General features: G+C 48.4%; 16 protein-coding genes and 1 tRNA gene. 5 read left to right on the top strand and 12 right to left on the bottom strand.

The features are described 5' to 3' along the window. The first annotated feature begins 152 nt into the window (after positions 1 to 152). Positions 153 to 223 (top strand) — tRNA-Cys (locus NG796_RS13885). Positions 224 to 311: 88 nt separating this feature from the next. On the opposite strand, the gene NG796_RS13880 is transcribed toward NG796_RS13885, so the two are convergent. Beyond that, positions 312 to 1,106 (bottom strand): hypothetical protein, encoded by a 795-nt coding sequence (locus NG796_RS13880; RefSeq protein WP_261207429.1) that lies wholly within the window; start codon positions 1,104 to 1,106, stop codon positions 312 to 314. A 2,021-nt stretch (positions 1,107 to 3,127) separates the two neighbouring features. On the opposite strand from NG796_RS13880, the gene NG796_RS13875 reads away from it, so the two are divergent. Then, positions 3,128 to 3,667, top strand: coding sequence for a hypothetical protein (locus tag NG796_RS13875; protein ID WP_261207428.1), 540 nt, complete (start codon positions 3,128 to 3,130; stop codon positions 3,665 to 3,667). Between the two features lie 373 nt (positions 3,668 to 4,040). On the opposite strand, the gene acsF is transcribed toward NG796_RS13875, so the two are convergent. Further along, positions 4,041 to 5,117, bottom strand: a complete 1,077-nt coding sequence (acsF, locus tag NG796_RS13870; protein WP_261207427.1) for a magnesium-protoporphyrin IX monomethyl ester (oxidative) cyclase — start codon at positions 5,115 to 5,117, stop codon at positions 4,041 to 4,043. 411 nt (positions 5,118 to 5,528) lie between these two features. Between acsF and NG796_RS13865 the strand changes: the two genes are divergently transcribed. Beyond that, positions 5,529 to 6,977 carry a protein kinase domain-containing protein gene (locus NG796_RS13865; protein WP_261207426.1) on the top strand — a complete coding sequence of 483 codons (1,449 nt, stop codon included), beginning with the start codon at positions 5,529 to 5,531 and terminating at the stop codon, positions 6,975 to 6,977. 380 nt (positions 6,978 to 7,357) lie between these two features. Here NG796_RS13865 and NG796_RS13860 read toward each other — a convergent pair whose 3' ends face one another. The 3 genes from NG796_RS13860 to NG796_RS13850 form a co-directional block, all read right to left on the bottom strand. Next, the gene (locus NG796_RS13860) at positions 7,358 to 8,056 is read right to left on the bottom strand and encodes a DUF2996 domain-containing protein (protein WP_261207425.1); all 699 of its coding nucleotides are present in this window, start codon (positions 8,054 to 8,056) and stop codon (positions 7,358 to 7,360) included. Positions 8,057 to 8,069: 13 nt separating this feature from the next. Continuing rightward, positions 8,070 to 8,957 carry a hypothetical protein gene (locus NG796_RS13855; RefSeq protein ID WP_261207424.1) on the bottom strand — a complete coding sequence of 296 codons (888 nt, stop codon included), beginning with the start codon at positions 8,955 to 8,957 and terminating at the stop codon, positions 8,070 to 8,072. A 103-nt stretch (positions 8,958 to 9,060) separates the two neighbouring features. Further along, the gene (locus NG796_RS13850; protein WP_261207423.1) at positions 9,061 to 9,570 is read right to left on the bottom strand and encodes a hypothetical protein; all 510 of its coding nucleotides are present in this window, start codon (positions 9,568 to 9,570) and stop codon (positions 9,061 to 9,063) included. 385 nt (positions 9,571 to 9,955) lie between these two features. On the opposite strand from NG796_RS13850, the gene NG796_RS13845 reads away from it, so the two are divergent. Continuing rightward, a complete protein-coding gene (locus NG796_RS13845) occupies positions 9,956 to 10,489 on the top strand; it encodes a phycobiliprotein lyase (protein WP_261207422.1) in 534 nt (177 codons plus the stop codon). Positions 10,490 to 10,831: 342 nt separating this feature from the next. On the opposite strand, the gene NG796_RS13840 is transcribed toward NG796_RS13845, so the two are convergent. The 5 genes from NG796_RS13840 to NG796_RS13820 all read right to left on the bottom strand — a co-directional run bounded on the left by NG796_RS13840 (position 10,832) and on the right by NG796_RS13820 (position 20,490). Next, the gene (locus NG796_RS13840; protein WP_261207421.1) at positions 10,832 to 11,755 is read right to left on the bottom strand and encodes a hypothetical protein; all 924 of its coding nucleotides are present in this window, start codon (positions 11,753 to 11,755) and stop codon (positions 10,832 to 10,834) included. 251 nt (positions 11,756 to 12,006) lie between these two features. Then, positions 12,007 to 15,162, bottom strand: a complete 3,156-nt coding sequence (locus tag NG796_RS13835) for a diguanylate cyclase (RefSeq protein ID WP_261207420.1) — start codon at positions 15,160 to 15,162, stop codon at positions 12,007 to 12,009. Positions 15,163 to 15,611: 449 nt separating this feature from the next. Further along, entirely contained in the window at positions 15,612 to 18,056 is a 2,445-nt protein-coding gene (locus NG796_RS13830; RefSeq protein ID WP_261207419.1) for a DUF3769 domain-containing protein, read from the bottom strand. Positions 18,057 to 18,177: 121 nt separating this feature from the next. After that, positions 18,178 to 18,294, bottom strand: a complete 117-nt coding sequence (locus NG796_RS13825; RefSeq protein ID WP_015151639.1) for a photosystem II reaction center protein I — start codon at positions 18,292 to 18,294, stop codon at positions 18,178 to 18,180. Positions 18,295 to 18,624: 330 nt separating this feature from the next. Continuing rightward, positions 18,625 to 20,490, bottom strand: a complete 1,866-nt coding sequence (locus tag NG796_RS13820) for a hypothetical protein (RefSeq protein ID WP_261207418.1) — start codon at positions 20,488 to 20,490, stop codon at positions 18,625 to 18,627. 145 nt (positions 20,491 to 20,635) lie between these two features. Here NG796_RS13820 and NG796_RS13815 point away from each other — a divergent pair, with 145 nt between their 5' ends. Continuing rightward, positions 20,636 to 23,752: an alpha-mannosidase gene (locus NG796_RS13815; RefSeq protein ID WP_261207417.1), complete on the top strand. Its 3,117-nt coding sequence runs from the start codon at positions 20,636 to 20,638 to the stop codon at positions 23,750 to 23,752. Positions 23,753 to 23,845: 93 nt separating this feature from the next. Here the strand turns inward: NG796_RS13815 and NG796_RS13810 are convergent, their stop codons facing one another. Together NG796_RS13810 and NG796_RS13805 are read right to left on the bottom strand one after the other, a co-directional pair. After that, positions 23,846 to 24,394 (bottom strand): hypothetical protein, encoded by a 549-nt coding sequence (locus NG796_RS13810; RefSeq protein WP_261207416.1) that lies wholly within the window; start codon positions 24,392 to 24,394, stop codon positions 23,846 to 23,848. A gap of 266 nt (positions 24,395 to 24,660) precedes the next feature. Beyond that, a complete protein-coding gene (locus NG796_RS13805) occupies positions 24,661 to 25,260 on the bottom strand; it encodes a hypothetical protein (RefSeq protein ID WP_261207415.1) in 600 nt (199 codons plus the stop codon). Positions 25,261 to 25,304 lie beyond the last annotated feature (44 nt).

The following is a 25,304-nucleotide window of genomic DNA, read 5'->3' as shown; positions in this document are numbered from 1 at the left end:
CGGGCAACTCCATTAATCATACAGGTACTATGTCAATCCCGATGAATAGAATGCCCCAACCCACAGCGGCGATCGCCTGGACTAAGATTTTTGTTCACTGCTCTTGCGTCCTCGCCAAACTCTGCTACAATAGAAATTCATGACACAAAAGCGGCGGCATCGCCAAGTGGTAAGGCAGAGGTCTGCAAAACCTTTACCCCCGGTTCGAATCCGGGTGCCGCCTTTGTAAAATCAAAGCATTTCGCAGTCGCCTTCCGGGGCGATTTTTGGTTTCTGGGTCAAATCCCTCCCGCTACCGCTCCATTTTGCGATTAAAGTCGCGGCATCCATTCGATCGCAATCCCAAAGCGAGTATCATTTTCCCCATCCGCATCCTGACGCCGAAGATCTGTCGAAAGGCGAAATTCAGGAGTGACTGCATACCCGACTACCAAAGTCCCTAACCCCACAGTCTGCTCCCCACCCACTCCCACTACGCTATATCCTAACGACAAATCTGCTCCACCTGTGCGCGAAAGCACCAACATAGCGCGTCCCCCCAATTCCACCCCACTGGTGGAGTAGGACTCTCCCTCAATCTGCCGATATCCAACCACAGGTGCCAGATTGAAATATCCCCCCAAAGGCAGGACATAATAACGCAACTGAGCACCACCACCGGAAAATCCCCCACTTCCGGCAAAATAATCTCCACTGACGGTTAATCTGGTGTCACCAATAAACAAGTCCTCCACCCCAACATTCACCCCACTGCCCTCATCATCGGAGGAGGTGACTTGGGCATATCCGACCCGCACACGGGTCCGAAAACTGGGGTCATTGTGAATCTCTTCCAACACATTCGGCACTTCTTGTAACCACCGTTGGAGGACCGGACTGCCTTCGATGATTTCCGGACTCAAGTCCACAGACTCCGAGTTCAAGGGTTCCGAATCCAGGGGTGAGTCATCCACCTGGGTTAAGAGGGGTCTCGCCGAAGCGACAGAAACCCCGCCCCAATTCAAGGTTAGATGTAGGGCGAGATAAATCAGACCGATACTACACTTGAGGCTATAACCCGCCAGTCCTCTGGGGAAAAAGGCACTGAGGGATTTAAACAATGGCACAGACTCAGAAATTCTCCGGCTGCCGTTGGTTCTGTGCATTACCGAGATTGTAAATGGAGAGGAGACAGGAGGCGATACGAGGAGGGAACTCCGATGGGTTGGATTAAGCATAGTCTTGAACTGGCATGAATGAGCAACGGCATGGTTAGTATGACATGAACAACTAGACAACCTGGAAAGGTTGAGTCTGTAAGTCTGTTCCGTTTTAGCTAAATTGGGTTAAACCGGGTTTAAACTCGGCCTAGGTATCGAATTGCGATTATAACTCGGGATGAAGGGCGATCGCCCGTCGAGTTCCATAGGGCGTTGAAGGGCAATAGTCATCCCCGCTCTGACAACACCCCTCAATTATTATACAATTGCTTAACAGATGCTTGAAAGTAATCTCACATTTGTTGTTTGAGTTCCCGATGATTCCACAGCCTGTTCTTTCTCACTTCTGTGCGATACGGGTTTAGGCCGGATTTACTAGACTGGAGATTAGGAAATGAGTTAAGTTTGGAGCGATCGGCTCTCTCTATATTTGGATTACCACAAAAATATACTTTGCCCCTCATCCCCTAATCTCCCGAAATTAAACGATCTACACCCTGAACGTTAAAGTTGAACTCACGCTGTAAAATAAAAATAAAACCCATGACCGGAGTCAAACCGACAGATTCTATCCTGTTTTTAGCGCGAACCCCAAGCGGTAGAAATCAAAGGTGAAAAACTAGAGCCGAAAATCCTTGACCGATCAGGCTTTGAACACTATTTACGCGGCCTGCGGGTTCGCGCAAATGCTGAAACCTATATGAGGGAGATGTTTTGAAGAAAAAATGAACCCAACCTATTTACAGGTTGACTTCTGTAATGGTATTTTTAATCTAGGTCCGCGCAAATTCACCTTGAAAACTTCATATACCAAGGGTTTCAACTACCGGCCCCTAAATCCCTTTCAGGGATTGAAACTACCGCATATAAACGGAATAAAAGCGTTTTTATCAATCATCCTAACCCTAAATCCCTTTCAGGGATTGAAACTACCGCATATGCTTCAATCGTCTCTAAGGACACTAAACAGGCTACCCTAAATCCCTTTCAGGGATTGAAACTACCGCATATAGTAGATGATTATTTCCTAAAGCGCAACATCTCAATGGACCTAAATCCCTTTCAGGGATTGAAACGCAGACCAACTGCTTCACTGGGTCTGCATCCCGTCAAATCTCAATGGCCCTAAATCCCTTTCAGGGATTGAAACGGTAAAACCTTTACCGCCGTTTTGAAGTTGGGGCCAGGTTGAGAAACTCAAAGATGGAGACCGATCGCCTTTCAACAGGATTTTGTATTCAGGGCCACACACCTCCCTATTTTTCATATAACAAATTAACAATACCTAAAAAGTGATAAGTCAAAACTGATCGCCCTCTAGGGTAAAGTCTGCTGGGCCCAGAGCGATCGCCTCACCGAGACTGCCTGGTTTCTATCTCGGTGCGATCGGCACCTGATAACCCTAAATATTTCAATAGTCTGCTCACTGACATTTTTGTAAAAACCAAGTAATTATACGGATTGACAAAACTGCTGTAATTCACATTTGTCCAAGAGGCAAAAAAATACTTCGATCTTGATTAAGTTATACGTTATGCAAACACCAACAAAAACAGGAGTGAGGTTTACTGGATCTTAGAACAGTTATTTCTATCTCTGGGACCACTGGTTACCCCCTGGAAGACCCAGGATATACACAACAGGTCAAATCAAAATGTGTAACCGGCAATATTTTCCACCGACTCTGAGGGTTATGTTTCTTTATACAAATCGAACTCCACAGGTCATTCAGAATTTAATGTATGGCATCATCTCCCGTCTTACAAATCTGAGAGCTATAATCATTTAGTTGAAAGTTTCAATCGCGCTGTTGATGAGGTGCAAACTTTAGATGAAAATGATACTTCTAACCAACTATTGTCCTTAAAAAAAATAATAACCAAGGAATTCTCCATAGAAGAAATGATAATAATCAGACGGAGTTTTTGATGGTAACCTGGACCAATCAGAGATATTATGAAAGTTGGAGAGGAGGAGAAAAGCCGGTAAAATTAGAGCGAACTGTTTGGGTAACAGCAAAACCGGAAGTGTACAATTTTTGTAATGCTACTGCTGGGATTGGAACTCATTTGAACTTGAGTCGTAAGATGATGCTGGATTTGAGATTAACTCAATATTTGGGATTGAAGCCTGAGCCAACATCCTTGGATAAAAGCAAGGATGCTTTTGTGGAAATCTGGGTCAAAGCAGAACATATCAAGCGACCCTGTAGCGATGGAACTATTGACCGAAATAATTGTCAAATGGAACGTTCAAAAATAGAAGAAGTGATGAAGAATTTGAGAATTTCTCAAAGTGAATATCCTTTTACAGGGTTAGGTTATGCCTATGACTGGGGGAAACCCTCTCCGGTGGGACCGAGTGAGTTTGTGATAGAAGCCAGTCAGGAGAAGCCTGTAGAAGTTAAAGTTTCTTTAGTTAAAAATACTGAGGACTACTGCAATAATCAGGTGATACCAAATCCCTAAAGGCAATCTCCCCATTTAACTTTTTGTCTGTATATCCCTCTGCGGTTACACGGGGAAAACCATTGTCTTGACTGAATTTTAAAACTCTTCTAGGATCAGCGAGGAGGAGGGTTTTTCCGAATAGCAACTCAAAAATACAGTCAGATCCGCCTAGGTTTCTCTTGATAAGGGATACGGCGATCGCCCTCTTCGATTTGTTGGCGATCGCAATCGTCCTTTTACATGGCCCCTCACCCCAGAATCCACCCCTTAGACGGCTTGCTTTCATAGAGTAGAAATCCCCACCGCCACCGATCCTATAACCAATAAAAACGGCTCTGCGGTGAGCAGAGCCGAAAGACGAAACAACAGAGGAGCGAAACCGGAAAACTATCTAGTGAGCAACCCCTTGTTCTGCGGTTTTATCAATAGGCTTCAACAAATAAAGCCGCACGATTTGCCAGACAGTTGAGATGTAAAGGGGTAGCTTCTGGAAAAACTGCACGATCTTAGGCTGGTTAGAACCTGCGATTTCTGCTATTTTAGCATTATTTTGCGTGCAAGTATCCAATCGGGCAAAGAACTCTGGATGATCCACATCCAAAATTACCGGGAAAACCCGTCCTGCATTTTCATTGGTCTTGCGGATGACGTGAATATCATACTCACGCGCATCGAGACCCAGAACCGCGTAGAATCCGGAACGCTGAATATCATTCAAAAACATCGTAGCAAAAACCGAGAGCAAAAAGAAACGGCTCCACAGTTTGGCTTTCCAATCGTTTAAAATGTCAGGTTGGGCCTTCATCAAGGCATCAAAGAAATCGCCGTGGCGGTTTTCATCCTGACACCAGTTCTCAAAGAACCGGAAAATCGGATAAATCCGATGTTCAGGATGCGCTTCCAAGTGCCGATAAATCGTGATATAGCGCCAATACCCAATTTTTTCCGATAAATAGGTCGCGTAGAAGATGAATTTCGGCTTAAAAAAGGTGTATTTTTTACTTTTGGTCAAAAATCCCAAATCCAGGGAGAGCTTAAAGTCACTCATCGCTTTGTTTAGGAATCCGGCGTGACGCGCTTCATCCCGAGACATCAGCAAAAAGCACTCGGCTAGAACTGGATTTTTGTCTTTGAGCTTGCGTGCTAGTTCTTTGTAAAGAAGAAACCCAGAAAACTCAGCAGTGCAAGAGCGTTCCAGAAATTCGATGAACAGTTGACGAGTTTCCCCATCAATCCCATCCCAAGATTGGTTGAACTCTTCATCCCGAACGAAGTGATGCCGGTTGTAGTCGGCGCGGAACTCTTCGAGAATGGCTTGGAGTTCGTCTTCGTTGGGGGAGATGTCCATGCGCGCCATCTCATCAAAGTCTGTGGTGTAGAAGCGCGGCGTCAGGATGGTGTCCTTGGCGGGAGCTTTAACCCCCGGGCGGATTTCTTCAAACGCTGGTTTCTTTAGGGAATCTACCATAGGTGTAGGTGAGGGTGGTGTTATAGCTGATTTGCTTCAGGCGAGGTGGAGACCGACTCAGAAGCTGCACGAATGGCGCGACTTCTTTCAATGCGGATCGCTCGGCATTTTTATGAATGATGCCTGGTTACGAACTCCAGTCTACCAGGGTATGAGACTTTCGGAACAGCCCAAAGCGTTAAAATTCACAAAACCACGTCAATTTTTGTAAAGCTTGGGGTGAAAATTCTCAAAGGAGAATGAGTCACAGGGGAGAAAGGGGTTAAGGGGAGGGAAGTTGGAGTATCCCCATCGATCAGGAAGCGGTTCAGTCAGGCATCCGGGAGGAGGAAGGATTCCCCAGGAGGACAAGCACCTTGATGGGGAGTTGTGCCAACATGAAAGCACAGGCATCACTATCGCTTATTGTTTATGAGTTTCTGCCTAAATCCTCAGTGTCAGAAGCCCCAGAACCAGGATGGGGCGCAATATTGTGCCAATTGTGGCGCGAGGTTAAGGTTGGGCGATCGCTACCGTGCCATCCAACCGATCGCGGCGGGTGGTTTTGGCAGAACCTTCCTGGCGATCGACGAATACAAACCTTCCAAACCTCGTTGCGTCATCAAACAATTCCATCCCGACGCCCAGATCAACAGCAATTCCCCCAAAGCTTCCCAACTTTTTCGCCAAGAAGCCATCCAACTCGAACAACTCGGACAACATCCCCAAATCCCCGACTTGCTGGCAACCTTTGAACAGGAGGGACGGCAATACTTAGTCCAAGAATTCATCGATGGACAACATCTCGCGGACGAACTGGCCCTATCGGGTCCGTTCACCGAGGCTCAGATTCGTCAACTGTTAAATAACTTACTTCCCGTCCTGCAATATGTCCACGATCGCCAGGTCATTCACCGGGATATCAAACCTGAAAACATCATTCGTCGCCGCAGTGACGGACAGCTTGTCTTAGTAGACTTTGGTTCCGCCAAAGCCGTCACCGGCACCAGTTTAGGCCGAAGCGGTACTGTCATTGGCAGTGCCGGATATGCAGCCCCTGAACAGGCGATCGGGAAACCCACCTTTGCCAGTGATCTCTACAGTTTAGGAATCACCTGCATTCATTTGATGACCCAAATCGACCCCTTTGAACTCTTCGACTCCCGAGAAGGGGCCTGGGTCTGGCCCGATTACCTCGTCGATAATCCCGTCAGTGATACCTTAAGGTGGGTTCTGGACAAAATGCTGCAACAGCCTCTATCTCGGCGCTATAGTTCCGTCACCCAGGTCCTTGCCGATTTAAACCGAACCGGAACCCCCCCGAAACCTGCCCTCACCCCCCCAAAAAATGCCTTGTCATCCGTAGAGGAGTTAGGGGAGCAAATGTCCCGTTTGCAGCAAGAAAAATCCGTCAGACTCGGTGTCAGTTACCTGTTATGGATGGCAGGCTTTTTTGGAGTGGGGGGCCTGCATCGGTTTTATAACGGCAAATATGTCACCGGAGTCCTGTGGTTTTGTACCTGGAACTTATTCTTTTTAGGTCAAATTGTGGATGGGTTTATTCTGCCGGGGATGGTGGATAAATACCAAGACAAAATGAGAAAAAAACTCGGAATATCAGCAACGGGAGTTCCCTTAGCCCCTCAAAATTCCATTAGTCAAACCGTCAGCCTGCAAACCCAAGATCAACTGATGATCGCCCTCGTCAGAGCCGCCCAAGCCCGGGGGGGTCACCTTTCCGTCACCCAAGCTGTCATGGACACCAACCGGGGCTTTACCGAAGTCGAACAAGCCCTCACCCAGATGGTGTCCGCCGGTTATGTCAGCGTAGAAAACGACCCCGTTACCGGAGTCGTCATCTATCGATTCAACGAATTGTGATCCCTAGACTTCTTGCAAAGTTCTCTTAAGCCCCCCGATAAATAAACATTTATTCCTCGGGCCTCCCCCGATAAATAAACATTTATTCCTCTGGCTTCCCCCGATAAATAAACATTTATTCCTCTGGCTTCCCCCTTCTTAAGGGGGACGGGAGCGGGATCTAAGGGCTTACAAGGGTAGGTTTTTTACGGTCATGGTGATTCGCCACCGGCGACACTCTCCACCCAACCATTCCTCCTGACGTGGCGATCCCCACATCAGGAGGACCCCACCCTAACCCTCCCCTTGCCAAGGGGAGGGGACCGGAAGTAAAAAACCTACTCTTGTAAGGGATCTAAGGGGGTTGGGGGGGATCTATCCATAATTTTGCAAGAGGTCTACTAATTGCGAGTTACCCACTTTTGAGCCGTCAGTCTTTGGACGACATAAAAGACCAACCCATCCAGGTCAATCTTGCGTTCATCAATCAAGAAGGGTTCTAAGGTACTGGGTTGGCTCACCCGCTCAAAGCAGGAAAACGCTCTCGGTCCTTTGATATCCTCCGTCGGGAAATAAACCCGGAAGTGACGCTCGCCGCCCAACCAGTCCCCCTTAACCTGTGCCCAGCTTTCCTCGGAGGTAAAACCGGGCATGGTCACTTTTTGCTTAGACCAGGCGATTTGTAAGTCCTCAATCCCCTTTTGGGCAAGGGCTGTTTTCAAGGCGGGGATATAATCCTGTTCGATGAACTCAGCAAAGGGCTTATCTTCGACTGCCGGAGCCTTGGCCTTTTTCGCTCCAGCCGCTTCCGGTTCGGCATCCCCTGCTTTAGCTGCCTTTCCTGGGGGTTTAGCAGCACCGGCTTTGGCTGCCGGTTTTTTGGCTTTGGGTTCCGCCGCCGCATTCGGGTTTTCTTCCGGGTTCGCACTCGCCGGATCGGGGGTGTTCGCCGTTGGCATATCCGTTGCTTCGGGTTCGTCGATACTCGGGGCCTGCTCTTTAGAGGCAGCAGGAGTAACCGATTCTCCCGCAGTTGGATTCGCCGGTGGAGTCGGCGGATTGTTCGATGCTTCCTCGGGCTTAGGTTTGTCTGGTGACATGGTTTATCCTCAATTAAATCTCGGCAACGGCTCGTTCGATCAACCGATGAGCGAGGGTTTGAATCCCTGTATGCTCATAGTAATTGGTGGACATATCCAAGAATGCCGCTAAATAGTCCAACTTATCATCGGATACTTCGATAAATTGCTGAAGGCTGTTGGCAACTTTTTGGGGGGTTAATCCGCGAGAGGCAACGAAGTTATTCATCCAGCCGGAGGTAGAGGCGAAACTTTGCCCAATAAAGCCCAGTTGACCCGCCGCATTTCCTCCCGGAATCATGCTGCTGAGGCTTTTAAACATGGCATTTTCTTGCAAATCGCCAGGGTTCAATCCACTGATTACGGATTGAGCTTTCATGACAAAGTTGGGACCTAGGGGAATCAGACCATCGAAGCACACGAGGGCCGTCATCCGCATCAGGGATTCACCGCTGTAGTTGCCGAGGGAGTTGACAAAATCGCCGATGCTGTCTCCGGGGATGCCGTTGATTTGGCAAAAGGCAATTAATTCGGCGACGACTTTTAAGGAAAGGTCGATGGTTTGTGCTTTGTCTGCTCGGGGGGTAATTTTGTTAAGGAAGCCGAGTAGGCCGATTTTTTCTCCGACTTTGTTGGCGAGGGCGGCAGCACCGAGGGTTCCACCAAAACTATCGACAGTTTGGTAGATCCAGAGGGCGCGTTGATAGCCTTGGGATTTGTCGTTGTAGAGTTGGATGGCCCGATCGCCAATTTGTTGGATGACGGCTTGATCGGTTACCCCGGTGACGCTTTTAATGGTGTTTTCAAACCCCACGAGGTTAGTCCACTGACCGGGAACAACAAAATCGAGGGCACGCAGGGAGTGAACGGTTAGGTTATTGGTGGGGAGGTCGTCAACCAACTGGAAGATAGTTTTACTCACAGGAATCTCCTTGATGTAGGGGGAATTAGGTGAAATGGTAATTTTTTGGGCGGGTAAGAGTCGGTTTTTTGGTATGGGTTAACCTTTGAACGGGGAATTTTTATTATTTCAGTTGCTTGAGTCCGTTGAGATTGAATCGCTGCAACCAGGTTTCGCGATCGCTGGCGGTAAAGGCAGGATTTCGAGATTGGATTTTCACTTGGAAGCGATCGCCCACTAAAATCGCGGTATCGTTCGGCGTCAGGGAGGAAGACGGATATCCCCCTACTCGCGTACTACTCTGCTGGAATTTCTGGACTGCACTGGGATTGCTGACGGTATCAGAAATGGATAACATCGCCATATCTTGGTTCCCCTGTTGCAATTTCGCCTCAGCAAACCCCGCTTTTTCTTGGGTATAAACGAGACTATATCCGCCACTGGCTGACGGAAATAGGCGGTTAAAGGAACTGCCGGGGACGGGTTGACCCGATGCGCTATTGACTTCTGTGCTTTGTTGCTGGGCTCCATCCCACCGTGAAGGTTCTTGGACTTCACCGCAAGCACTCACCAGGAGTAACAACCCCAAGCAAGATGAGAGTAAAATCTGACGCAGACGAGGTAATTTCATCATTTTCTCTTCGTGTTCTGTTGTGAACCGCAGGTAATATCTGCCATTTTACTGGGGATTTCCCCGGGATACCGGAGTAGGCTGGACGATCGCCGTTGGGAGGCCCACACTCATGCAGGGTGGGGCTATACTACACAGAGCCTCTCCTGCGCTGGCTACTCCATAAAAACTTTTCATACCCGGATTTGGTATCAGCGTTCTGTCAGCCAGATGCGCGACCAGAATCTGAAAGTCACAAAGGCACGATTCAGCATAGGATATTAAAAAGCGGACTTACGGGATTGGCTGTGATGCACCCCAGGCTAGGGGTGGACAGTTTTGAGCTGAACCAATTGGGTACAACCGTAAGTCCATCTCAAGTCAATTCCTTCGTATTCCTACGTCGTTGATGGATATTATCGAGTTTTTCCAACACAGTGCCGGGAAGTGGTTTTCCCAACGAACCTGTCAAGATCTCGCTGCGGTCAAATCTATCGCAGGCACAACCGACCTTTGGCTGGATGCCTTGTCATCGGAGGACCCCGAGGCGATCGCCCTTTGCCAAGAGTATCGCATCGATCCGGCAGAAGCATTAGGCGGGGTCCGGATTCGCTGGGAAAATAAACCCATCGACCCTGAACCCAAACAATCCGGTTCAACGCTCTTGGTGGCGATCTCCAATGGTTCACAGCCGACTGAAGGCCGTTTGCTTCGGAAATCTACGAATTCTGATGAATTAGCGACTCAGAGTCGTTACATCATTGGTAGTGATGATGTGGTGACGTTCATTGCTGAATCTGAACATCTCTACGAGGAAGAACGCATCTGGTATGCCAGTGATAATTTGCGCCTAAGAACCCATGTGGTTAAGCGCTCAAATGGCTTTAGTCGAGCTTCTTTCTACAGTGAAATTCGCATGGGCGGCAAGCCTGCACAATCTTAATTCCATTCCACCCCCAGTTATGATCTGCTGAAGTCGTTCTCAATATTTGTAGTAACGACTTCAGTTGTTTCTGGAGGTTCTTAGTAACAACTTCATAAAGAATCGGCTACAGGGACGAAGCCTGCCCGGGCGGGCTAAGAGAGAAAACCGACTTTTGGCAATCGGAGTGGGTATCAGTCGTTGCTTATCTCAATTATTAATCCCTTAAAATTTATAATCATGAAGACAAATTAATTGATAAAACCTCCCTGGATTACTTTTGGGGATTGAATAATCAACCTGAAGAAACGACTGAATTTGTTACTAGGAACGGTGAGTTTTTCAGGAGAAGAACCGGAGGATTCAGGGGGGAGATTGGGGTTGTTTTTGGGAGACTGCTTTGAGCTTGGAATAGAAATCTGAAGAGGTTTCTTGCGGGGTGAATTGATGGATGGGACTGTTGTTGAAGAGTGACTCGGATGATTCCTCCGTCTGGGGTTCCTCGATCGCGCAGGAAGCCTCAGAGGAGGGTTTTAAGTCGGTGAATGTGGCTTTCGGGTTACGAATGGGTTGAACTTGAGGGCGATCGAGCCAGAGGTCCCCAAGTAAATCATCGTTGTTGGGTGCGATCGCCTCGGGTATTCCTGTCGTTTCCGTCTCTGTTGTCCCTGGGTTCAGGGTCTCGGGAGATGAGGGGGATCTACTTTGGGACTCTCCGGGTTCAATGCCTAAGAGTTCCAGGGATAAGGGATCCGACTCCTCATGACCGGGCGGCGCGGGGATGGGGGCTTCGGCGTCCGATGAGGGAGAATTCTCCGGTTCCGTGGCGATCGCAGCGGGTTCCGATGTCCCACTCTCCGGGAGAGGATGACGAGATATTTGTCGTTCCCACTGGCGGACATCTGAACTAGGAATCGCTCTGGGGAATACCCCCGTTTGGGATAATTCGGTCAACCCTTCTGTTGATGCCAGTTTTTCTGCTGTGTCTGTGCTCCCTTTCCACCCTTTCGGCAGTTGACTAGACACTAACCGTTCAAATTCATGATTGAAATGATAGAGGGCCTGATTACGGCGTTTCCAACAGGCTAAAATATGGGTGACAGAAACGGCTTTATACCGTCCCTGATATAACGCCTCAATGGTAGCTAGACGCACCCAAGCTGCCGGATACTCTAGGAGCCATGCAGCAATCAAGTCCCCGGTGCTGTTGCCACCGAGATCGAAACTATAGTGAGTTAGCAGTGCCGCTGCACTCTCCGATGCAGTATCGTGGGCCGCTTTGTTCATTGTTGATTGCCTACCGGGTATCCCCAATCTTCTCTACCATGCGCGAGTTTGACCACGGGTGATTGTCTCTCAATCCTACATCTGCGATCGCCCCTAGCAACAGCGTTTGATGTCCGAATCCCGGAAATCCTCCCGATGCTCTCGCCAAAGAATTCTCTGGGTCAAATCACTGGGATGACTTCTCCCTTTAGGGGTTGCGTCTATTTCTTCACCCCTTGAATCTGAGAGTCCCTGGGAGTCCCACCATGCCCTCAAGGGGAGGCCACGACGGTGCGATCGCGTCCCTCTTTTTTGGCCCGATACAGGGCGGCATCAGCGGCTTTAATCACGTCATTTCCCTCGGTTCCGCAATCGGGACAAGCGGAAACACCCATCGAAATTGTAATCTGATCCAGGGTTTGACCTCGATGAGTGATTTTCAACTCCTTAATCCCTTGGCGGAGGGCCTCAGCTCGGTGGGCAGCATCTTCTAAGTCGGCATCGGGTAGAATCAGGGTTAACTCTTCCCCTCCATAGCGACAGGCAATGTCAGAGGTGCGGACATTGGTTTGTAAAAAGGTTCCGAGTTCTCGCAATACGGCATCCCCGGCATCATGACCGAAGGTATCATTAAATTGCTTAAATCGATCGACATCAATCATGACAATTGCCAGCGATCGCTTTGTTCGTAAGGCGCGATGAATCTCCCGATTCAACGATTCTTCCAAATATCTTCGGTTAAATAACCCCGTTAGGGGGTCCCGAATACTCTGCTGGTGCAGGGTTTCGCGCAGTTTTAAGTTGGCGAGGGCCAAAGACACCTGTTCAGAAACGGTCCGCGCTAATTGGCGCTTCCCTGGGGTCAACGATCGCTCGTCTTCACTGGCTAAGTACAACATTCCCAAGGTGTCTCCTTGAGCAATCATCTGCACGCATAAAGACTGGGCGGGGTTATGATTCGACTGAATATGTTTGCAGGCTAATCCGGCATTGGTGCGATCGATCCAATGCAGGCGACCTCTGCGCAATGCCCAACAGTCACTCGGGGAAAACAGGGTATGGGTAGGCAGATCATCCCCCCATTTTGCCATTGCCTCTACCAAATTTTTGGATTCATTCATCATGAAGACAGCACCAGAGGTCCCGGGAAATAAGGGTTGCAGGAGGGTATCCAGGGCTTTGTAGGCTTCGTCTACGCTCAAGCAGGCTTGTAGAAATTCGTTCATCTGCCCCAGCATATCCATTTCTTGATTCCGGAGTTCCAGTTCGCTGACCCATCCTTTCAGTTTGACATTGGCTTGTTGCAACTCCTCTTCGGCGCGTTTACGAGAGGTGATATCTGTCGCAGTCCCTAGAATTTGATGGGGTAAGCCTTCGGCATTTCTGGAAAAGACCATATCTCGGCTGATGAACCACCGCCAGCGATCGTGGGCATCTTTAAGCCGATATTCCATTTCTAGGATTTCTTCCTCTTTGAGGAGGGTGCGTTGTTGGAAATGTTCAGTAACTTGGCCTACATCGTCGGGATGCAAAATTTCTTGAAAAATGTTTTCCCCCATTTCCTCAATCTGTTCTGGGGTATAGTCTAAAATTTCCCCAATGGATCGATTTTTATAAACATCTTTCTCCTGTACGAGGTCATAAATATACAGAATATTTGGCGTAGTTTCAGCGATTCTTTGGATGAATCGTTGACTCGATAGCAACTCAGTTTCCGCCTGTTTTCGCTCTTGAATTTCCCGTTGTAATTGCTCATTGGCTGCCTTCAATTCGGCGGTGCGCTCTTGCACTTTGATTTCTAATTCATCTTTGGCTTGTTGTAATTCGGCTTCGGCTCGAATGGCGCGGGCGAGCTCGGTTTGGGCTTGTTGAAAGAGGGTGGATTGATTGATGGCGATCGCCACCTGAGTTGCCAATTTTTCTAAAAAATCAATTTCTGAGGGGTTCCATTTTCTGCGATCGAGACAGTGATGGGCAATCAACAATCCCCATAAGTCCTCCCCTTGCAAAATCGGCACCACTAAGTTAGCCCGAACCTGAAACTGTTCTAAGGACTGAATATGGCCGGGGGTTAAGTTGGCGGTGTAAATATCATCGATCGCTCGGGTATTTCCTTGTTGATACCAGCTCATTGCCATTTCTTCAAAGCAAGTATCTTGACTCGTTCTCCCCAAAATCGAAAGGTGTTTATCCCGCACGGATTCAACTTCTACCTTTCCACTCCAATCCGGGCCAAATTGATAAATAATCACCCGGTCCGTTTTTAAAAGCTGTCTAACTTGAGATACTGTCGTATTCAGAATCTCATGAAGATTCAAGGATTCCCGAATTCTTAGGGCAATTTTATTCAGCAGTCGTTCTCTCGATGCCTGTTCATGCAGCTTCGCTGTGCGAAGGTTAACTTCTCTTTCCAGTTGAATATTACGACTGTGCAACAATTCGACTTTTTCGGCTTGCAGTTTCCAGACTTTTTGTTCTAATCCATGAATCACCCCATACAGTTGGTTGGGGTCAAGGGTTTGCATTAAAATTACTTGGGTAATGATTCCCAAAAGTTCCCCTTGATTTCCACAAATAATCAAGCGTTCCACCTGTCGTCGCTGCATTTGTTGATGAGCGGTCCAGACGGATTCCTGATGGTTTAAACACAACAGGGGTTCGCTCATCACATCTCCTACTCGGACCTGCTCTAGGTCAAGTTCTAAAGCCATAAAATGCAAAATATCTCGCTCGGTAATCACCCCTACCGGCAAAGAAAATGAGGTAGAATTGCCCTCGGTTTCCTCTGGGGCAGGTTCTATATTTTCGGTGACAATAATCGAGGCAACTCGGTACTCTGACATCAAATGAGCCGCTTGCAAGACAGAGGTTTTGGGAGGGACATGAATGACATCAGTTGCCATCACTTCTTCCACCCGTTTTCCTTTGAGTAAATCGGCGGGTTTTAAGACTTTACGAATACTATCGAGAGTGACAATTCCTCGGACATTTCCCATGTCATTTAACAGAGGAAGATGCCGAATTTTATATTTTCTAAATATCTTTAAAACGGTAAAAATATCACTAAATTCTGTTTCTTTAATCGTGACAATATTTTGAATCATCACCTCCTGAACAGTCATCTCTTTTAAATCGGCTTTTTCTGCCCCTAGTCTGACAAAATCCCATTCCGTTAATAGTCCTACAAGTTGCTCATTTTCAATGACCAACAAACAGAGTGGCCCGATCTCTTCTCGGGGTTTTGAGTCTTCCAAAAGTCCAGTCGGCAAGGGACAGGCTGTTTTTTCGGGCAGCATCAACCCCAGGGCCTCGTCTAAGGGGGTGTCTGGGGAAAGAGTTACCACTTTTCGCTCGATCGCTGTTTCGGGGGATAAAGAGGAAATGGGTAAATCTTTAAGCTGCATAGCAATTTGTTTTAAAGTAGACATATAAAATCAATAAATTAGTGTTTTAAATACCCGAAATTTTTGCTAAATCTCCCATAGGGATGCTAAACTAATTATACCCATGCTACCCTTAAATTTTCAGGCATCATCGATAAATCTTAATTATTCTCTAGGACCCTAAAAAACGACATCCCTCCTCAGAGGGAAGTTTCAAGAGAAATATTGCCCGCCAACCCAAAGGAGGATGACCGCCTGGAAGCCCGATCGCAATTGGATCAATCCTTTAGGACGCCTCTACCGAATTAAATAGGCAGAACCCGTGAGGATCTCGTCGGGATTTATTGCTCATTATGAACAGTTTGGTTAGACCATCGAGTTTCTCACCTGTTCGGTGTCAATCCGTTAGGGTCGGCAGGTTAGCCCCTCTCCAACCCTAACGGATCACCTGAAAATACGAACTCGTTATGACTCCTTTTAAGGGATGAATTGAGTTAGCGATCGCCCACGGGGGAGAACTGATTGCCACTCCCAAACCAACTAAAATTATTCAGTTGCAAACTCACGGATCCAACTTGCCGTTCTGGACTAAACCGCAGATTCACCGCATAAGTGCGCCGACTATATTCCATCGATAAATCGGTACTAATTCGTTCCCCTGTATCCAAATTAAATGAACTTTGTACCCCCACTCTAAACGGTCCATAGACTTGTTGAGTGAGTCCGGCTGTCAGTACCTTAGAATCTGCAATTCGGTCGAATAAAAAGGGTGAGTCTCCATCTTTCCAAATGCGCGATAAACTCACATTAAACCCAGTATAATCCAGCCAGCGCCGGGAAAAATGCCCAAACTGTCCTTGAATCCCAATGCTTCCGGTGAGGGCATTTTGAGTATCATCAGAACCATAAATACTGGCGACGCCTGTTAATCCGCCAAAGAGTCGAACGTAGGGAACAACGGGGGCGGGAGTATAACGCAATCCTTCCGTCCTTGTCCGGGGTAAGGCTTTCCCTTGCCACAGCAAAAAGCCCCTAGAAAGCGCAGCAGAGGCTTGAAATCGGCTAGAGTCAATGCGATTGTTAGTCCGGACGAGGGGGAGAAGGTCGATGCGATCGCTATCCGCATTGATATATTGTGCACTGGCTTGATAGCTCAAATTGATGCCAGTTGCGCCGAGGTTAATCACCGGAGAAGTGACGACTACTCCGACATTTTGATGCACCGTTTGATATCCCAATGACCCATTAAACAGGCGATCGCGATAATTATATTCTCCGGATACGGCGTGAGTTCCCACCATTTGCCGAACCCGCAATGTGCCTCGCAAATTCTCTTCTTCATCATTAAAATCAAAATCTGTAAACCTGGCTTCTCCCACAATGGAAGTCGTTGGAGTTGGATTCGCCCCAAACCGCGCTTTTAGTCCAAATAAGCGGGAGGGATTACCAATGCCATCGGTCAAGGTTCGTTGAATATAATATTGCGGAATTAAATTAATTTGAACGGGTCCGCTGCCGCCCAGCGGAATTACGGTGGTTTCGGCATAGACTCCGCCTCGATCTTCTTGATCGTAGCCGAAGCGAATTAAGGACGGGTCTTGATCGCTGCGATCAAGAATGACTCGTTCTCTTAATAACGGAATCGAGATGCGATCGTCAAAGACTAAACGCGGACTTTTGGCAAAAATTTCATCTTGTAATGGAGAGATGGGGCGAAAGGTGGCCCGGGGCGATCGCAATTCCAACTCTGGAGGAGAAAACGGATCGTTGGTCATCCGGACATTGGTCCCTTCCCATCCCAAATCATTGAAATTCAGGCGATCGGCTTCAAAGCGAAAGCGATCAATGGTTCCGCCTGCGGTGGGAAGGCTTCCGCGACCCCCGCCAAAGGTAACCGCCCCAGCGGGAGTGATTCGCCTGGGGGGTTCTCCAGCCCGGAGTCGGTCCATGATATCCTGTTGTTGCAGCGCGGCGGCTGAGACATCCGTTGGGAGGGTGGGGGAAAAGTCTTCTGCGGTGGTGGGGGTAAAAATATCCCCTTTGGCCCCATCAATGCCGCCGCGATTCTGCACGAGGTCATATTCAATGCGATCGCCTTGGAGGACTTGCTGTCCTTTGGCATAGACTGCATCTCCCTCGGCGATCGCCACCTGGGATTCTAAATTAACTTGCAGGCGTTCTGCGTCGATGGCGGCCCCGCGCCCTCTCATCCGGGCATTGCCTTCCCCGGTAACAATTTGCCGTTCGTTATCGAACTCCTGGCGATCGGCTTTTATTTCCAGGGTATCCGCTGGGGCGATCGTTGGTGGGGTGGCATTTTGCCCAGCAGGTTGAGGAACTTGCACCACAATCTCAGGCGCTTCTGGGTCTGTTTCCTGCGCCGTTGTCACCGGGGGTTCTACGGTTTCCTGGGTTTCCCCGTCCGGGGTCACCGGGCGTTTTACGGTTTCTGCTTCGTCGGGATACAAATCCCGAGTCTGGGGTTCAGGTTCCGTCACCGATGCCGATTCCCCAGGGGATGCGGGTTCTTGGAAGGCAGCGGTGTTACGCAGGGTCCATCGCAAGCCAATTGATAAAGTCTTGCTTGCCTCAGACTCAGGGGTTTTTTCCCCCGGTGATTCCAGATTGGGGAGTTGCTTCGTCTCCGGTGGAGTTATGGGGGTTTCAGAGTGTTCTAATTCTTTGGTAGCTGCATTGACCGGGGCTTCCACCCGTTTCAGCGGTGAGGAGATTTCTAACGGTGGACCTAAAAGCGCAGCGGAACTGACGCCATACTCGGGTTCAGTGATCAGGGTTTCCGGTGGGGTGGGCTGAATTTGTCCCGATAAGTTGGCTGCGGAATCATCCACTGAAGCGGCGATCGCCTCTGAGTTGATAGATTCGGGGGAAACAGGTGTAACTATAGCAGGCGGTGAGGGAGGCAGAACCGGGTAAGGCATATTTACAGGATTAGACTTAACAATCAATAGCCCAAACGCGAACCCTTTACCCCGGTTCGCGATGCTTGGGCGACCCAAAGGCCGCCCCTGCGATCGCCATCAAGGTCTGAAAATTCCTTGATTATTCGAGGTCGCGCCGTTTTGGGTTACGGGCCGGGTCTCCGTTCAGAAAGCCAAAGACAAATAAGGCCACAAAGAACGAGACAACAACATAAACTACGATTTTAAGGGTCACCATACAGATATCTCCAGTGTTTGGAAAAGCTGTGAGAGTTTACCATCCAGACTCTCCAGTTTTTTTATCATATCGGAAGGCTGTCCCGTTTTATTAAGAAATATTTTTGTCTCGTTCCCGAGTTGAGATGGGCCAATGGATTTTGGTTTCCTGCACCCTGCGCTGGGGGACGTCTGTTGGCGATCGCTCGTTCCCCAACTTCCCACGAATACCCAATCCGGCTATCAAAAATCGTTTTTTATAGAGTAGCCCGCCCAGGCAGTTGCTGAACAACCGTCTAGGCGGGCTAATCGAGATAAACTAACTAGAGACAACCGGATTGGGTGTCAGCCGTTAACTAAACAGTTGTTGCCGCGCCCATTGCCACCCTTGAATCAGTTTTTCTTCCAGCCAGAAGAGGACCTGATCAAACCACTTCAAAGCTTGCTCTAAGGGGTGCATAATGTATTCAAATTCGGCAATTTCCACATCGATCCAGTCGCTTTTTGGTGGGGTTTCGACCTGGGGTGGCAATTGCACAGGAGAGTCAACAACGGGACTGGGACGGCTAACCCGTGAGGTGGTTTCAACGGTGACCGTCGCGGTGGGTTGGACTGCGGTCCGGGGAACCGATCGCTGGGGTTGGACTCGGCGGGGATTTCCTTTGCTGGATTTGCTGCGGGAGGACTTGCTGACGGGTTGGGGCTGCCCAATTCGTCGGCTGGTCGGATAGGGTGGGTTCAGAAATTGTTCCACCGCCTCAACTCCCCAAACGGAGTCCGGCAACGGGTCTAATTCCGGGTTACTGGACAATTGCCCAGTCGCCGCCTCAGAATTTCCAGCTAAAGGCTTGACATTCTCAAACGTTTGTGCTAAATCTTTCGCCGAAACTTCAACCTGAGTCAACGGGCGATCGCTGCTTCCCGTTAAAGCCTGATCGGAAGTCCCAAAGAAATAATCCACTGCCGATTGAATCAACCGTTGCATTTGCAGGGATAGGGATTGCTGTTCAGGGGAGAGTTCAGAATCCGTGGTGTCCTGCTGAGGGTCTGTGACGAGGGCGATCGCCAGGTGTTGAATCCCCTTCAGCAGAGACTCGCCGCGATCGGCAACGGTTTCGCTGAGGGTTCCTCCCTGGGGTAATGGCATCCCTTCCCATCTCGCTACTGCCGCATCCATCTTTAACAAGACGGCTTCTATTTTAGGTTGACGCTGATGGCGAGGAGATACCTTCCCCTGGGGTTGAGGAACTTCCCCGACTCCATCCGGTTGCAAAACCAGGGCGGAGGGTTGCAACAAATCCCCAACTTTGGCTAAACTCCGGTCTAATAAGTTGCCCAGAGGAACGGGTTGAACTCCGGCAATCAGTTGACGCAAGCGACGCAATCGCTTAACGGGCGGTAACTGTTTTTGGGAGGGCGAACCCGTGAGGACCGAATGGGTTGCTTGGGATGGCAAGCTTTTCGGTTCGAGGTGGTACGCTGCTGCTGCCAGTTCCCCATCAATTCTGGCTTGCAATTGTTGCTGTTGGACAGGGGTGAGAATATCTAAAATTTGGTTGCGATCGCTGATTAGAACTAAACTCCGGGTTTCCAGCAAGGTAGCAATCCCTTGAATCACCGGACGAGAAGTGGCGATCGCCGAGGCGGGAGTTGCCACCGTTAAGGATTGTTCCATTGATGCGACCGGGACCAGAGTTCCCGGGCGATCGCCCTTGACGCCAAACCGGGCTAGAATTTTCTCCGGAATCCAGTTCAGTACCCGTTCTCGCAACCCAGTCCGTCCCGAGGGTAACGCCAGAACCTCCTGGGGTTGGGGTGAGTTGTCCTCTTTTGTGACCACAACTTGCCAGGATTCCCCGGCATCCGCTGTTGAGGCAGCAACTGCCACCAGTTCCACCCCACTCAAGACTCGGGCGATCGGGCGATCGCCTTCTGGGGTTTCCGAGAGTCGGTCAGATTCTCTCGTCCCTGGATTCGCCTCAGCATTTCCCAGGGTTTTGGTGGAGTCCTCCGACGGGTTAGCGGTTCCCGCCAACTGCTTTCCCACAAACCGCGTGGCCTGATACACTGCATAGACCGGAATCAGTAAATAATGGCCCCCAGTTTGGGCGATCCAGCGGATCTGCTGTCCGGCCTTTTCTAACTGGGTCGCCAGTTTCCGAGACCCCGCTTGCAGAAAATTGAATAATTTACTTTGATATCGACCGGAAGAGGACATAATTTTTAAGTTAAGCAGTTTGTTAGGGGGCGGATTTCATATTGACTATCCGCAATATGAACCTCTGTAACGGGTTTTTTTTATAAAGAATGCCTGGAGAATCTCAAACCCGTCATTTAATCATATCGAAAATTTGAGCAATTTTATGCCAGATCCAAACAGTGAAATAACCGGATCAATTGAGAAACTGCGACAACTGACTCGGGTGAATGCGATCGGTAGTTGGCGATACCGAATTGCCGATTTATCCGTGGAGGAAGGGACAGCCGCAGACACCTGGGACCAGTGGCAGCAGGCGGAACTCAATGAGAAAGGACATATCCCCTGGACTCAAGGGCAGCAGACGATCTGGTTAGGATTGCGGTATCAGGTTCCGGACCAGTTGCAGGGGTATCCCCTGGCAGGATTAACCTTGCGTTTGGCCCTAACTTGGTGGGCGGATGAGGCCCAAATTTTTGTGAATGGGGAGTTAGTCCAAGAGGGGGATTTATTTGATTGTGTGACCCGGGTGATGATTGAGGAAGAAGTAGTACCGGGTCAGGGGATTGATATTGCTTTACGATTAGTCAGTCCCGGACATGACTGCGGGGCATTAGTGCGATCGCTGTGGATTTATGAAAAAAGCTATGAAGAGAGTTATGAAAGTTGTATTGATCCGGGGTTTATTGCGGACGAATTAGCGGTGATTTCCAAATATTGGGGAATCTCATCGGACGCTGAGACGAAATTGCAACAATTACAGACTCAAATTGAGGCGATCGCCTGGAATAGTTTACCCGATAATGTTTCTCAATTTGAGCAGTCCCTGGCTGAATTGCGAACCACTTTGAAACAAGAGTTTCAACAAACCAATAAAGTATTTTTACTTGGTCATGCCCATTTAGACTTAGCTTGGTTATGGCCGATTGCTGAAACCTGGGATGTGGCAGAATGTACCTTTGCCTCCGTTCTTGATTTAATGGCAGGATTTCCTCACCTCACCTTTGGTCATTCCACCGCTGCCCTGTATGCTTGGATTGAAGACAACTGTCCCGATTTATTTGCAGAAATTCAAGCCGAAGTTAAGGCGGGACGCTGGGAAATTTTAGCCGGATTGTGGGTGGAACCGGAATTAAATATTATTAGTGGGGAGTCGATTTCCAGACAACTGTTATATGGACAACAGTATTGTTTAGAAAAATTTGGCAAACTCTCTCCCGTGGCATGGCTACCCGATACCTTTGGATTCTGTGGACAATTGCCGCAATTGTTAAAACAAGGGGGAATCGAATATTTCGTCACCCAAAAATTGCGATGGAATGATACAACGGAATTCCCCTATCCCGTTTTTTGGTGGGAATCCCCCGATGGAACGCGAATTTTTAGTTTAATGTCAGCCCCCATTGGAACGGGAATTGAACCTGTGCAGATGGCGGATTATGCCTGTGATTGGGAACAGAAAACGGGACTAAAAGAGAGTTTATGGTTACCGGGAGTAGGAGATCATGGCGGGGGTCCGACTCGCGATATGTTAGAAGTTGGCGATCGCTGGCGGCAGTCTCCCTTTTTCCCCGCGATGGAATTTACCACGGTTGAGGACTATTTGCGCCAGTTGCAACAGCAGGGAGAGTTTCCAGTTTGGAGTGATGAATTATATCTGGAATTTCATCGCGGCTGTTATACTACTCATGGTGACCAAAAACAATGGAATCGCCGCTGTGAGGGGTTATTATATGAAGCAGAATTGTGGGCAGCAATCGCCACCCGAGAAACAGGAATAGAGTATCCCAAAGCGCAAATTGAAGCCGCTTGGAAAGCGGTATTATTCAATCAATTTCACGATATTTTACCCGGTTCCTCAATTCCTGAAGTGTATCTGGATGCCAATATGGGTTGGCAGGAAGCGGAAGAAAATGGACGGGAAGTGTTAGAACAAGCATTCGCGGCGATCGCCTCACAAGTTGCCGGAGTTCCTCCTGTATCCATGCCATCCGCCCAACCGATTATCGTGTTTAATTCCCTCAATTGGCAGCGATCGCAAATCGTTTCCCTAGAGTTACCGGAATCCGCTGCAACGGGGATGGAATGGCAAGTGTATGATAGTCAGGGAAATCGAATGCGATCGCAACTCACCGCCACTCATCTCCTGTTTGAATGCCAGGATATCCCCTCTATTGGCTATCACGTTTTTTGGTTAGGGCAATCCGAACTTAATCCTACTTCTCCCTCCCCACAGCCCCAGGATAAATTTATCTTAGAAACTGACCAATTGCGCGTTATTATTGACCCCAAAACGGGTAATCTGAGCAGCATTTATGATAAAATAAATAATTGGGAAATTCTCAAAGAACCGGGCAATCAACTCCAAGCCTTTACAGATAAGGGACAATATTGGGATGCTTGGAATATTGACCCCAATTATAACCAACATCCGCTTCCCCCTGCGACTCTGAAACAGATTCAATGGATAGAACAGGGGGAACTCGAACAACGAGTGCAAGTCATTCGCCAATTGGGACAATCGGACTTTATTCAAGAGTATATCCTCCAAGCCGACTCCCCCTGGGTAAAAATTGCCACAATGGTGAACTGGCAAGACCGAAATGTGATGGTAAAAGCGGCATTTCCCCTCACGGTTGAGGCGGATTTTGTCACCTATGAAACCCCTTGTAGTGCAGTGAAACGAACCACAAAACCCCAAACCCCTATAGAACAAGCAAAATGGGAAGTTCCTGCTTTAAAATGGGCTGATTTGAGTGAAGAACAAAGGGGAGTCAGTCTTCTTAATGATTGTAAATATGGGTACGATGCCACCCCCAACCAACTGCGCTTAACCCTCCTACGGGGTTCCAATTGGCCGGACCCAGAGGCCGATTTAGGGTGGCATCAATTCACTTATTGCCTTTATCCGCATGGGGGAAATTGGCAGTCCGCAAAAACAGTCCGACAGGGGTATGAATTGAATTTACCCTTGCAGGTTCGCCTCCTGGAATCAGTCTCGGAACAGGGGGAAAAAACCCTAGGTTTACAGGAGAGTTTTTTACAGGTTTCGGGAGATAGTTTGGTTTTGATGGCATTCAAACAGTCAGAAATCGATGCTAAAAAATGGATCATTCGATGTTATGAATCGGAAGGGAAACCGACAGGATTAGTGGTTCAGGAGGAATGGCAAAGTTTGCAAGGGGTAGATTTATTAGAGGACAATTTAGCTCAAGTTTGGGTTAAGGGGGAGATTGTACCCATTTCACCTTGGAAAGTGGTGAGTTTTCAATTAGGGAATTGAGGAGTGATGACTTAGTATAATGATCCGGAAACGACTGACCTTGTTTCCGGATTTAACGTTTAGATAAACCTTGAATTAACCTAGACTCAATATTTATTTGGGGGATTTAAATTTCTGCCATTTAGCCTTTATCCAAACCCATAAGGTTTTGCCTAAGAAAATGGAGAGGCGGCGAAAGATATTCCAATTAACCGTAAGTTTCACCAATGGACTATTATCAGCAGAGTAAGCCTGCCGTTCTTCTTCAATGATGTTCCAAGCCGTTTCCACCGTAGAGACACGCTGGGGGGACTGTTTAATCCACTGAATGACGGCGCGAATTACTTTTTGCTGACGAGTCAGCCTTTGTCCGATGAGAATCTCGGAACCAAGGGAGGGGTAACGGCGATCAAGATCGGCTAAAGTGCGATCGCCCCAATCACGGATTTCAGGACTGGTACTTTCGCTAAGTTCTTGACAGAGTTTCCACGCTTGACGTAGTTTCCCATCGCCTTCGTAAGCTTCAACTAAGGCTTTTTTTGCTTTAAACAGAGTACCCGGATGGAGTTCATTGACTAAAACCGCTTCTAATTGGGCGATCGCCTCGGCATAATCCCCCGCTTTCAGTTGAGCTAATCCCGCTTGTAAATTTCGATTTGCCATAGCATCATAGGGATAAGATTGGATATGCTGCTCTTTTAGAATACCCCTGTTCAACCCTCCAAATATCATTCTTCAATTCAGTATATTTTTATTTACCAAACCGCTCGTTTTTATCTAGCTTATACAAAAACTAAAAATAGCTTTTGCATAAATTTTATATCATACAAAATATAAAATCCAGCTAGACTGGGCGTTGAATAACGGGCCGTAACTAGCTGGAAAAATAGAGATTGAAATCAAAGAGATTGAAAGGCTAGACGCTCTTGTTATACAACCGTTCGAGGACTCCGAGCACCGAGGGTCGCACCAATCAACGATGCCACTAACCCTAACAAAGAACCAAATAAAAATGACCAACCGGCACGGGCCACACCGTCAGCGATATTACGGGCCTCATTCGGTGTGAGATTGGCTGCTCCCGGGTCTACGTTCACGCGATCGGCAATTTCCCCCGCATTTGCCATCACAATTCCGAAGGTTCCGGATACACCGCTTGCCAGTAACCATGAACTCAGGGCTAAAGTGGTGGCCCACAAAATTGCTCCGTTTAATAGGGCTGTGTTTTTATTCATAGGTCCACAGGTGCGAGCCATGATCCAAGACCCCAACATTAGGGCAATAAACAAACTAATAATAGACCAAATTCCCACTCCCAAACCAATAGAATTCGGGTCGGATTGGGCATCTGCACCAACGCTCATCCCGATCGCCACTCCCAGAGCACTTAATACCAATTGGGTACTCAGTGCGATGACGATTCCTGCAAAAATTGGACCCCACCGGACGCGATCGTGATAATCAACCACAGGGGTTGGCATCATGGCTGGTTCTGCAATATTGACTCCACTGCGATTTCCATAAGTCATGGTTATTATCTCCCTTACCCTACTTCCGTTAATTTTTTTTAAAG

Source organism: Laspinema sp. D2d, assembly GCF_025370755.1.
Classification (GTDB): Bacteria; Cyanobacteriota; Cyanobacteriia; order Cyanobacteriales; family Laspinemataceae; genus Laspinema.
Note: the sequence above shows the minus strand (reverse complement) of the source record. Positions and strands in the feature narration are given on the sequence as shown.

Excerpts from the sequence above, each read along its gene's own strand:
- NG796_RS13820 (WP_261207418.1), bottom strand. The coding sequence starts at position 20,490 with ATGTCCTCTTCCGGTCGATATCAAAGTAAATTATTCAATTTTCTGCAA.
- NG796_RS13810 (WP_261207416.1), bottom strand. The coding sequence starts at position 24,394 with ATGGCAAATCGAAATTTACAAGCGGGATTAGCTCAACTGAAAGCGGGG.
- NG796_RS13805 (WP_261207415.1), bottom strand. The coding sequence starts at position 25,260 with ATGACTTATGGAAATCGCAGTGGAGTCAATATTGCAGAACCAGCCATG.
- NG796_RS13875 (WP_261207428.1), top strand. The coding sequence starts at position 3,128 with ATGGTAACCTGGACCAATCAGAGATATTATGAAAGTTGGAGAGGAGGA.
- NG796_RS13830 (WP_261207419.1), bottom strand. The coding sequence starts at position 18,056 with ATGCCTTACCCGGTTCTGCCTCCCTCACCGCCTGCTATAGTTACACCT.
- NG796_RS13845 (WP_261207422.1), top strand. The coding sequence starts at position 9,956 with ATGGATATTATCGAGTTTTTCCAACACAGTGCCGGGAAGTGGTTTTCC.
- NG796_RS13835 (WP_261207420.1), bottom strand. The coding sequence starts at position 15,162 with ATGTCTACTTTAAAACAAATTGCTATGCAGCTTAAAGATTTACCCATT.
- NG796_RS13840 (WP_261207421.1), bottom strand. The coding sequence starts at position 11,755 with ATGAACAAAGCGGCCCACGATACTGCATCGGAGAGTGCAGCGGCACTG.
- NG796_RS13850 (WP_261207423.1), bottom strand. The coding sequence starts at position 9,570 with ATGATGAAATTACCTCGTCTGCGTCAGATTTTACTCTCATCTTGCTTG.
- NG796_RS13825 (WP_015151639.1), bottom strand. The coding sequence starts at position 18,294 with ATGGTGACCCTTAAAATCGTAGTTTATGTTGTTGTCTCGTTCTTTGTG.
- acsF (WP_261207427.1), bottom strand. The coding sequence starts at position 5,117 with ATGGTAGATTCCCTAAAGAAACCAGCGTTTGAAGAAATCCGCCCGGGG.
- NG796_RS13815 (WP_261207417.1), top strand. The coding sequence starts at position 20,636 with ATGCCAGATCCAAACAGTGAAATAACCGGATCAATTGAGAAACTGCGA.
- NG796_RS13860 (WP_261207425.1), bottom strand. The coding sequence starts at position 8,056 with ATGTCACCAGACAAACCTAAGCCCGAGGAAGCATCGAACAATCCGCCG.
- NG796_RS13865 (WP_261207426.1), top strand. The coding sequence starts at position 5,529 with ATGAGTTTCTGCCTAAATCCTCAGTGTCAGAAGCCCCAGAACCAGGAT.